Genomic DNA, 10,392 nt, shown 5'->3' on the forward strand with positions numbered 1-10,392 from the left:
GCGTGCGCCCGGCGCGTTGACCGCCGCGCAGCGGGCGTGGGCGACGGCAGAGCAGGCCGCCCGGCGCCGCGGCTGACCGCGTGTCTTCGTACACCTGTTCGCCTGCGTGTGCCAGAGTGTCGCTCAGCAGACGGCGGACGGACGAGGGAGGTGGCCGGTGATCGCGTCGGTCCACGGCACGGTGCAAGGGGTGCGGCTCGACTCCGCGGTGGTCGAGGTCGGGGGAGTGGGCCTATTGCTGCACGCCACGCCGGCCACGCTCGCCGGGCTGCGCGTGGGGTCGACCGCGCGGCTGGCGACCTCGCTGGTGGTGCGGGAGGACTCGCTGACCCTGTTCGGGTTCGCCGACGCCGACGAGCGCGAGGTGTTCGAGACGGTGCAGACGGTCAGCGGCGTCGGTCCCCGGCTCGCCCTGGCGATGCTCGCCGTGCACACGCCGGACGGACTGCGCCGCGCGGTGCTCGACGAGGACCTCAAGGCGCTCCAGCGGGTGCCCGGCATCGGCCTCAAGGGCGCCCAGCGGATCGTGCTCGAGCTCAAGGACCGGATCGGGGTGCCGACCACCGTCTCGGCACCCTCCGCCGCCGTGGTCGGCGGCGACCGGCGCGACCAGGTGGTCGAGGCCCTGGTCGGCCTCGGCTGGAACGCCCGTGCGGCCGGCGACGCGGTGTCCACGGTCCTGGAGGGCACCGAGGGGCCGATCGCGGCCGACGAGGTCGCCGGGGTGCTGCGCGCCGCGCTCCGGACGCTGGGTGGCGGGCATGGCTGACGAGCACGACGAGCTGGTGACCGAGCGCTTCGCCGCCGAGTCGCTCGTCCGGTCCGGCGCCGACGACCTCGAGCGTGCGGCCGAGGCGGCGCTGCGTCCGCGCAGGCTGGAGGAGTTCGTCGGGCAGAGGGTGGTGCGCGACCAGCTCTCCCTCGTCCTCGACGCCGCGCGGGGCCGCGGGAAAGCGCCCGACCACGTCCTGCTCTCGGGTCCGCCCGGGCTGGGCAAGACCACGCTGGCGATGATCATCGCGGCCGAGATGGGCGCTCCGCTGCGGGTCACCAGCGGACCGGCCATCCAGCATGCGGGCGACCTGGCAGCTGTCCTGTCCTCCCTCGAGGAGGGCGAGGTCCTCTTCCTCGACGAGATCCACCGGCTGGCCCGGCCCGCCGAGGAGCTCCTCTACATGGCCATGGAGGACTTCCGCGTCGACGTCATCGTGGGCAAGGGAGCCGGTGCCAGCGCGATCCCGCTGACGCTCCCGCCGTTCACGGTCGTCGGTGCCACCACCCGCGCCGGGCTCCTCCCGGCGCCGCTGCGGGACCGGTTCGGCTTCACCGCGCACCTCGACTTCTACTCCTCGGACGAGCTCGAGCGCGTCCTGGTCCGCTCCGCGGGGCTGCTCGGGGTGCAGCTGGACCCGTCGGCCGCCGCGGAGCTCTCGTCCCGGTCGCGCGGCACCCCGCGCATCGCGAACCGCCTGCTCAGGCGCGTGCGGGACTGGGCGGAGGTGCGCGGGGACGGCACGCTGAGCCTCGTCGCCGCCAAGGCCGCGCTGGAGGTCTACGAGGTCGACGACCTCGGGCTGGACCGGCTCGACCGGGCGGTCCTCACGGCACTGTGCACGCGCTTCGGCGGAGGGCCGGTCGGCCTGACCACGCTGGCGGTGGCCGTCGGCGAGGAGCCGGAGACGGTGGAGACGGTCGCGGAGCCTTTCCTCGTGCGGGAGGGACTGGTCGGACGCACACCCCGCGGCCGCGTCGCACTCCCCGCAGCCTGGGCTCATCTCGGCCTCGAGGTGCCCCACGGATCGGGCACACTGTTCGGCTGAGCCCCTTCCCGTCGCGCGGAACCCTCCCCGGTCGTCGTGCGTTGGAGCGGGGAGCCGCTGCGCCTAGACTGCGGCGGACACACCACCCCGATCGGAGCCGTACCGCTGTGGAACTTCTCATCATCATGGCCATCGCCCTGGGCGCTCTCTGGCTCATGTCGAGCCGTACCCGCAAGCAGCAGCGCGCGGCGCAGGAGTTCCGCAACAACCTCGAGCCGGGCGACGAGGTCATGACCGCCTCGGGCCTGCTGGGCACGGTCGTGGACGTGGAGGACGACGTCATCACGCTCGAGTCGAGCCCCGGCGCCCACACGCGCTGGATCCGCGCCGCGATCGCCAAGAAGATCGAGCCGCCGGTCGACGAGATCGACGACGCCGACGAGAGCGAGTACGAGGACGAGCTCGAGGACGAGGACGACGTGGTGGACGATGCCGACCGCATCAGCCACGCGAACGATGACGTGATCGACGTCCCGGACGACCTGTCCTCGATGCCGCCGGTCCGCAAGGACGGGGAGCCGGACAGCAAGTAGACCGTTCGGTCCGGGTGACGACGCCCGGACCTCGACCCCACCGGCCGCCTGCGCGGTCGGTGCGCGCACGAGAGAAGAACTCCGTTGGCTCCTCCCACCCGCCGCCAGAGGCCCGCACGCACGCTCGTCGTGCTCGGCGTCCTCATCTTCGCGCTCCTCGGCACCATCGCCGCGGGGACCAAGTGGTCCACCGCCTCGTTGACGCCGAACCTCGCGCTCGACCTCGAGGGCGGGACGCAGCTGATCCTGACCCCGGTCGCGGAGAACAACGCGGACATCTCCTCGGCGACGATCGCGCAGGCGATCGACGTGATCCGCCAGCGTGTCGACTCCTCCGGTGTCGCCGAGGCGGAGATCACGAGCCAGAGCGGCGGCAAGATCGTGGTCGCGCTCCCCGGGAACCCGAGCGAGGAGACGCTCGAGCTGGTCCGGACGTCCGCGCAGATGGCGTTCCGGCCCGTGCTGGCGATCGGCAACCCGACGCCGACGGACACGTCGACCGCGACCCCGGAGCCCACGGAGACCGCCGCGGCGACCGACCCGGCCGCGCCGGTGCCGACGCCCACGGCCACTACCGCTGCGGAGGAGCCGTCGGACGAGCCCGGCAAGGCGGCGCCGGACAACCCCAGCGACACCGCGTACTACGTCACCCCGGCGGTCCAGGCCCGGTACGACGTGCTGGACTGCACGGACCCCGCCAGCCTCACCGGTGGAGAGACCGGCGACGTGGACAAGGCCTTCGTCACGTGCGGCCAGGACGGCAGCGCGAAGTACATCCTTGGTCCGGTCGAGATCGAGGGTGCGCGGATCTCCAGCGCGACCTCGGGCCTGAACTCGCTGCCCAGCGGCGGTCAGGGCAACCTGTGGGTGGTCAACATCGCGTTCGACAACGCGGGCACCACGCAGTTCACCGACGTCACGACGCGGCTGCAGGGCCTGGCCGGGACGCCGCCGCTGAACCAGTTCGCGATGGTGCTCGACGGCCTCGTGATCTCGGCCCCCAGCCTGGACACCGGCGTGATCATCGCGGACGGCAAGGCGGAGATCTCCGGCACCTTCACGCGCGAGACGGCGGCCAGCCTGGCCAACCAGCTCAACTTCGGCTCGCTGCCGCTGACGTTCACGGTGGAGAGCGAGGAGCAGATCTCGGCGACGCTCGGGTCCGAGCAGCTGGAGAAGGGTCTGCTCGCCGGGCTCATCGGCCTGGGGCTCGTCGTCCTCTACTCGCTCCTGCAGTACCGCGCGCTCGGCCTGGTGACCGTGGCGTCCCTCGTCGTCGCCGGTGCGCTCACGTACGGCATCATCACGCTGCTGTCCTGGACGCAGGGCTACCGGCTCTCGCTGCCCGGTGTCGCCGGCCTCATCGTGGCCATCGGCATCACGGCCGACTCGTTCATCGTGTACTTCGAACGCATCCGTGACGAGCTGCGGGAGGGTCGCACCCTGGTGGCGGCCGTCGACCGCGGCTGGGAGCGTGCGCGCCGGACCATCCTGGCGTCCGACGCGGTGAACTTCCTGGCCGCCATCGTGCTCTACCTGCTGGCCGTCGGAAGCGTCCGTGGTTTCGCGTTCACGCTCGGGCTCACGACGCTGATCGACGTGCTCGTGGTCTTCATGTTCACGCACCCGCTCATGCAGCTCGTCGCGCGGACCAAGTTCTTCGGCCAGGGCCACCGGCTCTCGGGCCTGGACCCCCGCCGTCTCGGCGCACCCGAGTCCACGCGGTACGTCGGCCGCGGCCGCGTCGCCACCGGCCCGCGCACCACCGAGCCGCAGGACGCGGCCGTCGAGGACGCACCGGTCGACGCCGAGCCGACGCCCCGCGTGCCGGTCCCCGTCGGGGCCGGCACGAGCGGCCTGACGATCGCCGAGCGACGCGCGGCGGCCCGTGAGGCGCAGCGCACGACCGCGGCGACCGACACCCCGGTCGACGCGCCCACCCAGGACTCCGAGCCCGAGTCCGGGCGCACCGAGGGGAACGAGCACTGATGGCCTCCGGATTCGCCCAGTGGGGCAACGACCTCTACACCGGCCGTCGGTCCTACGACATCGTCGGCCGGCGCAGGATCTGGTTCACGATCTCCACCGTGCTCGTGCTCCTCTCCGCCGTGCTGCTCGTCCGGCCCGGCCTGAACCCCGGCATCGAGTTCCGGGGAGGCTCCGAGTTCGTCGTCTCGGAGGTCAGCGAGACCGACCAGCAGCTGGCCATCGACACGGTCCTCGCGATCTCGCCGGACGAGCAGCCGAAGGTCACGACGGTCGGCTCGAGCGCGCTGCGGATCCAGACGTCGACCCTGACCAACGCTGAGGTGACCGAGGTCAAGAACGCCCTCGCGGCGGCGTTCGACGTCTCGGAGGCGACCAACGTCACGAGCTCGTTCATCGGGCCGTCCTGGGGCAAGGACATCTCCCAGAAGGCCATCACCGGCATCGTGGTGTTCCTGCTGTTCGTCGCGGTGGTCATGACGATCTACTTCCGCAACTGGCGGATGGCGGCCGCGGCGCTCATCGCGCTGTTCCACGACCTGATCATCACCGTCGGCACGTACGCCGGCGTCGGCTGGGAGGTCACGCCGGCCACGGTCATCGGCTTCCTCACCATCCTCGGGTACTCGATCTACGACACCGTCGTCGTCTTCGACAAGGTCCGCGAGAACACCGCCGACACGCTGCTCCAGTCGCGGTACACCTACGGCGAGAAGGCGAACCTGGCGGTCAACCAGACGCTGGTGCGCTCGATCAACACCTCGGTGGTCGCGCTGCTGCCAGTCACGGCGATCCTGTTCGTGGGTGCCTTCATCCTCGGCGCGGGCACGCTGCGGGACATCGCGCTCGCCCTGTTCATCGGCATGCTGATCGGCACGTTCTCCTCGATCTTCCTGGCTACCCCGTTCGAGGTGGCGCTGCGGGAGCGGGAGCCTGCGATCCGCGAGCACACGAAGAAGGTCCTCGACGCCCGCGCTGCGCGGGCGGCGGCCGGGGACGTCGAGCCCGACAGCGCCGGCCAGGTGCGCGTCGCGGTGGGTGCCCTCACGCCCGGTGCCCACCAGGGCTTCGCCGCGCAGCCGAAGCGGAAGCGGTGAGCGTTCCCGACCGCTCGGTGGGGGTGCCCTCGGGCGCCCCCGCCGGACGTGCGGCGGTGCTGCGCCGGATCGACGAGCTGGTCCGCCTCGTCCCCGACTACCCGCAGCCGGGCATCCTCTTCCGCGACATCATGCCGCTGCTGGCGGACGCCTCCGCGTTCGCGGACGTGATCGCGGAGATCGCCGGACGCGTGGACGGCCAGGTCGACCTGGTGGCCGGGATGGAGGCCCGCGGGTTCCTGCTCGCGGCGCCCGTGGCGGTCGCGCTCGGCGCCGGGGTGCTCCCCGTGCGCAAGGCCGGCAAGCTCCCCGGCCCGACCGCGTCCCAGTCCTACGAGCTCGAGTACGGCACGGCGACCATCGAGATCCACCCCGCCACGGTCCCGGCCGGCGCCCGCGTGCTCGTCATCGACGACGTGCTGGCCACGGGCGGCACCGCGGCGGCCACGGTGGCGCTGCTGCAACGGTGCGGCGCCGACATCGTGGGTCTGTCGTTCCTCGTGGAGCTGGAGTCGCTGCGCGGTCGCGACCTGCTGACGGGCCACCCGATCGACGTCCTGGTCGCGGTGCCCTGAGCAGCTGTCCCGCCGCACCGTGGCCGTCCCACCGGTCGCGCGGTCGTAGACTGTCGCCTCGACCGTGGGAGGGGGTGTGATGAGCGAGGACGTCCGCACGCCCGAGACCGGTGTCCCGGCTGCTCAGGCCGACTCCCCGTCGAGCCGCATGCGCTCGCGCCTGGGCCGGTTCGGCGCCCGCAGCGGTGCCGCGTTCCCCGCCATCGAGCCCGTCCTGCAGGCGGCGCGCACCAACCACCCGAAGGCTGACCTCGCGGTGGTCGAGCAGGCGTACGTGGTGGCCGAGAAGGCGCACCGGGGGCAGCTGCGCAAGAGCGGTGACCCGTACATCACCCACCCGGTGGCCGTCGCGACGATCCTGGCCGAGCTGGGCATGACCCCCTCCACGCTCGCCGCCGCGCTGCTGCACGACACCGTCGAGGACACCGAGTACTCCCTCGACCAGCTGCGACGCGAGTTCGGCCCCGAGATCGCCATGCTGGTCGACGGCGTGACCAAGCTGGACAAGGTGACGTACGGCGACGCCGCGCAGGCCGAGACGGTCCGCAAGATGGTCGTCGCCATGTCGCGGGACATCCGCGTGCTGGTCATCAAGCTGGCCGACCGGCTGCACAACGCCCGCACCTGGAAGTTCGTCGCGGCGGCGTCGGCCGAGAAGAAGGCCCGCGAGACGCTCGAGATCTACGCGCCCCTGGCCCACCGGCTCGGCATGAACACGATCAAGTGGGAGCTCGAGGACCTGTCGTTCGCGACCCTGTACCCCAAGGTCTACGACGAGATCGTGCACCTGGTGGCCGAGCGCGCACCGGCCCGCGAGGAGTACCTGGCGACGGTCCGTGAGCAGGTGGGCGCGGACCTGGGCAAGGCGAAGATCAAGGCGACGGTGACGGGTCGGCCCAAGCACTACTACTCGATCTACCAGAAGATGATCGTGCGCGGTCGAGACTTCGCCGACATCTACGACCTGGTCGGGGTGCGGGTGCTGGTCGACTCGGTGCGGGACTGCTACGCGGCGCTCGGGGCTCTGCACGCGCGGTGGAACCCGGTCCCGGGCCGGTTCAAGGACTACATCGCGATGCCCAAGTTCAACCTGTACCAGTCGCTGCACACCACGGTGATCGGTCCGGGCGGCAAGCCCGTCGAGATCCAGATCCGCACGCACGACATGCACCGCCGGGCCGAGTACGGCGTCGCCGCGCACTGGAAGTACAAGGAGAGCGCGAAGAACGCCAGCGCGGCCGACAAGGACTCCGCCGGCAACGACATGCAGTGGCTGCGGCAGCTGGTGGACTGGCAGAAGGAGACCGCCGACCCCAGCGAGTTCCTCGACTCCCTGCGGTTCGAGATCGCCGGGTCCGAGGTCTACGTCTTCACGCCCAAGGGCGACGTCATCGGGCTGCCCTCCGGCTCGACGCCCGTCGACTTCGCGTACGCCGTGCACACCGAGGTCGGCCACCGCACCATGGGCGCGCGGGTCAACGGCCGCCTGGTGCCGCTGGACTCGTCGCTGGAGAACGGCGACGTCGTCGACGTCTTCACCTCGAAGTCCGAGACGGCCGGGCCGTCCCGCGACTGGCTGGGGTTCGTCAAGAGTCCCCGCGCGCGCAACAAGATCCGCCAGTGGTTCTCCAAGGAGCGCCGCGAGGAGGCGATCGAGCACGGCAAGGACGCGATCGCCAAGGCGATGCGCAAGCAGAACCTGCCCATCCAGCGGCTGCTGTCCCACGAGTCGCTCGTGGCCCTGGCCAACGAGATGCGCTACGCCGACGTGTCCGCCCTGTACGCGGCGATCGGTGAGGGTCAGGTCTCCGCCGGCACGGTCGTGCAACGGCTCGTCCAGTCCATGGGCGGGGAGCCGGCGGCCGAGGAGGACCTGGCGGAGGTCGCCCGGCCCGGGCAGACGCAGCGCCGGGTCCGCACCGGCGACCCCGGGGTCGTGGTCAAGGGCGTCGACGACATCTGGGTCAAGCTGGCCAAGTGCTGCACGCCCGTGCCCGGCGACGAGATCGTGGGGTTCGTGACGCGGGGCGCCGGGGTGAGCGTGCACCGCAGCGACTGCATCAACGTCGCGAGCCTGCGCACCGAGCCCGAGCGCATGGTCGACGTGGAGTGGAGCCACAACAGCACCTCGCTGTTCCTGGTGCAGATCCAGGTGGAGGCACTCGACCGCAGCAGGCTGCTGTCCGACGTCACGCGCGTGCTGTCCGACTCGCACGTGAACATCCTCTCGGCGTCCGTCTCGACCTCCCGGGACCGAGTGGCGCTCTCGCGGTTCGTGTTCGAGATGGCCGAGCCGTCCCATTTGGCCTCGGTCCTGGCGGCCGTGCGCAAGGTGGAGGGCGTGTTCGACGTCTACCGCATCACCGGGGCCAAGGCCGCCGAGGAACCGGCGATCCGCGCCTGACCTCAGAGGTCGCGCAGCGTCGCACGTGCTCGCTGGACCCCGCGCTGGCCGTGCAGCCGCGCCAGCTGCTCCAGTGCCGACTCCGGGTCGAACCCGGCCGTCCGGAGCGCCCGCAGCACCGGCATCGCCTCGTCCGAGGGGAGTATCCGCGCGACGTCGGCGCCGGTGCGCTGGACGGACGTGGCCCGCAGCGCGCCGACACGGACGACCTCGTGGGCGGGGAGCGCCGCCTCGGCGGCCACGCGAGCGGGGTGGGGGTCGGTCCGGCGGGTCCCGGTGCGGACGAGCACCTCGACGCGGACCGGCGGGTAGCAGCCGGTGTGCACCCACGCGGCGGTCCGGCGGCCGACGACACCGCGGGCGGGGACCAGCGGCGCCAGCGCCACGGCTCGCAGCTCCGGCGTGTCCGACAGGTCGGCCGCGATCGCGACGTCACCCCACACGAGGCGGACGACCCCGTCCCGCAGCAGCCCGAACCACGCGGCGGCGCCGACGTCGTCGCGGCTGACGGTCCGGGGCAGGACCGGCGGGGTGGCTCGATACTCGTCGAGGCTGGCGCTCACCGCAGCAGCATGGCGGCCCAGCGGCGACCCGTGCTCGCCCGTGGTGGATCTGTGGACGGACGAGGCCCCCGCCGGGTCGGGCGGGGGCCTCCTCCGTCACGTGCGGCGGGTCAGCCGCGGGCGTCCTGCGCGGCGCGCTGCACCTGCTCGAGCCAGGACCGGCGGGCGTCCAGAGCCGCCTGGGCGTCGGCGATCTTGCGCGCGTCGCCGACGGACTTCGCGCGGTCGAGGTCGGCCTCGAGCCCGGCGATGGCCTGCTCCAGCTGGGCGGCGGCCCCTTCGGCGCGCGCGCGCGTCTCGGGGTTGCTCCGGCGCCACTGGGCCTGGTCGGTCTCGCGCACCGCGGTCTCCACCGCGCGCAGGCGGCCCTCGACGCGCTGCACGTCCGCCCGCGGCACCTTGCCGGCGGCCTCCCACCGGTCCTGGATCCGGTGCAGCGCCGACTTGGCCGCGGCCAGGTCCGTGACCGGCAGGAGCGCCTCCGCCTCGACGAGCAGGGCCTCCTTGACCGCCAGGTTGGCGCGGAACTCCTCGTCGGTGGCGGCCGACTGGGCGTCCCGTGCGGCGAAGAACGCGTCCTGCGCAGCACGGAACCGGGCCCACAGGGCGTCGTCGTCGGCGCGACTGGCGCGACCGGCGGCCTTCCACTCGGCCATGAGGTCCCGGAACACGCCCGCGGTGGCGCCCCAGTCGGTGCTCGACTGGAGCTTCTCGGCCTGGGCGACCAGCGACTCCTTGACCTGCTTGGCGGAGGCGTTGCGCGTCTCCAGCTCGGCGAAGAAGTGCCGTCGCTCCCGGTCGAAGGTGGTGCGCGCGTGGCTGAACCGCTTCCAGAGCGACTCCTCGGTCGGCCGGTCCAGACGCGGTCCGCTGCGCTGGGCCTCCTTCCACTGGTCCAGCAGGAGACGCAGCTGCTCGCCGGCCGGCCGCCACTGGATCCGGGACGGGTCCGTGGAGGCGATCCGCTCAGCCTGCTCGACGATCTCCGTGCGGGCGGCGACCGCAGCCTCGCGGGCAGCCGCGCGCTCGACCTCGGCCGCGGCGCGACGCTCGGCCGCGGTGGCTCGCAGCGCCTCCAGGCGTGCACGCAGCCCGTCCAGGTCACCGACCGCGGCGGGCTCGGCCACCTCGTCGGTGAGCCGGGACAGCGTCTGGTCGATCTCCTTGACGGACAGGTCCGTCGCGGCCAGGCGAGCCTCGAACAGCGTGACCTTGGCCTGCAGGTCGAGGAAGCGGCGCACGTAGAGCGCGAGTGCCTCCTCGGTCGTCGCGCCCGGGTACTGACCGACGACGCGCTCGCCGGTCGCCTCGCGGACGGACACGTTGCCCTCCTCGTCCACGCTGCCGAACGTGGCCGCGTGCGCGGCCTCCGCGGCGTCCTGCGGGGGAGCGACGGGAGCAGCCGGGGCGGCCG

The 10,392-nt window shown here is 72.5% G+C and carries 9 protein-coding genes; 7 read left to right on the forward strand and 2 right to left on the reverse strand.

Translation table 11 applies throughout. The annotated features are described in order from the left end of the window. Positions 1-157: 157 nt before the first annotated feature. The 7 genes from ruvA (at position 158) to RYN42_RS17800 (ending at position 8,415) form a co-directional block, all read left to right on the forward strand. Positions 158-769: a Holliday junction branch migration protein RuvA gene (gene ruvA, locus RYN42_RS17770; protein WP_315098174.1), complete on the forward strand. Its 612-nt coding sequence runs from the start codon at positions 158-160 to the stop codon at positions 767-769. Next, complete coding sequence (gene ruvB / locus RYN42_RS17775; protein ID WP_315098176.1) at positions 762-1,820, forward strand: Holliday junction branch migration DNA helicase RuvB; 1,059 nt, start codon at positions 762-764, stop codon at positions 1,818-1,820. The genes ruvA and ruvB overlap by 8 nt, the downstream gene beginning before the upstream one ends. A 107-nt stretch (positions 1,821-1,927) precedes the next feature. Then, entirely contained in the window at positions 1,928-2,353 is a 426-nt protein-coding gene (gene yajC, locus RYN42_RS17780) for a preprotein translocase subunit YajC (RefSeq protein WP_315098178.1), read from the forward strand. Between the two features lie 84 nt (positions 2,354-2,437). Further along, positions 2,438-4,342, forward strand: a complete 1,905-nt coding sequence (secD, locus tag RYN42_RS17785; protein WP_315098180.1) for a protein translocase subunit SecD — start codon at positions 2,438-2,440, stop codon at positions 4,340-4,342. Further along, positions 4,342-5,436, forward strand: a complete 1,095-nt coding sequence (gene secF, locus RYN42_RS17790) for a protein translocase subunit SecF (RefSeq protein ID WP_315098182.1) — start codon at positions 4,342-4,344, stop codon at positions 5,434-5,436. Before secD ends, secF begins: the two co-directional genes overlap by 1 nt. Continuing rightward, positions 5,433-6,011 carry an adenine phosphoribosyltransferase gene (locus tag RYN42_RS17795; protein WP_315098184.1) on the forward strand — a complete coding sequence of 193 codons (579 nt, stop codon included), beginning with the start codon at positions 5,433-5,435 and terminating at the stop codon, positions 6,009-6,011. Before secF ends, RYN42_RS17795 begins: the two co-directional genes overlap by 4 nt. Positions 6,012-6,090: 79 nt before the next feature. Continuing rightward, positions 6,091-8,415: a bifunctional (p)ppGpp synthetase/guanosine-3',5'-bis(diphosphate) 3'-pyrophosphohydrolase gene (locus RYN42_RS17800; protein WP_315098186.1), complete on the forward strand. Its 2,325-nt coding sequence runs from the start codon at positions 6,091-6,093 to the stop codon at positions 8,413-8,415. 2 nt (positions 8,416-8,417) lie between these two features. Here the strand turns inward: RYN42_RS17800 and RYN42_RS17805 are convergent, their stop codons facing one another. Then, the gene (locus RYN42_RS17805; protein ID WP_315098188.1) at positions 8,418-8,978 is read right to left on the reverse strand and encodes a hypothetical protein; all 561 of its coding nucleotides are present in this window, start codon (positions 8,976-8,978) and stop codon (positions 8,418-8,420) included. Positions 8,979-9,088: 110 nt separating this feature from the next. Next, positions 9,089-10,392: DUF349 domain-containing protein (locus RYN42_RS17810; protein WP_315098190.1), on the reverse strand; the 1,304-nt coding region annotated here is incomplete at its 5' end.

Origin of the sequence: uncultured Cellulomonas sp. (assembly GCF_963527515.1) — a bacterium.
Lineage (GTDB): Bacteria > Actinomycetota > Actinomycetes > Actinomycetales > Cellulomonadaceae > Cellulomonas.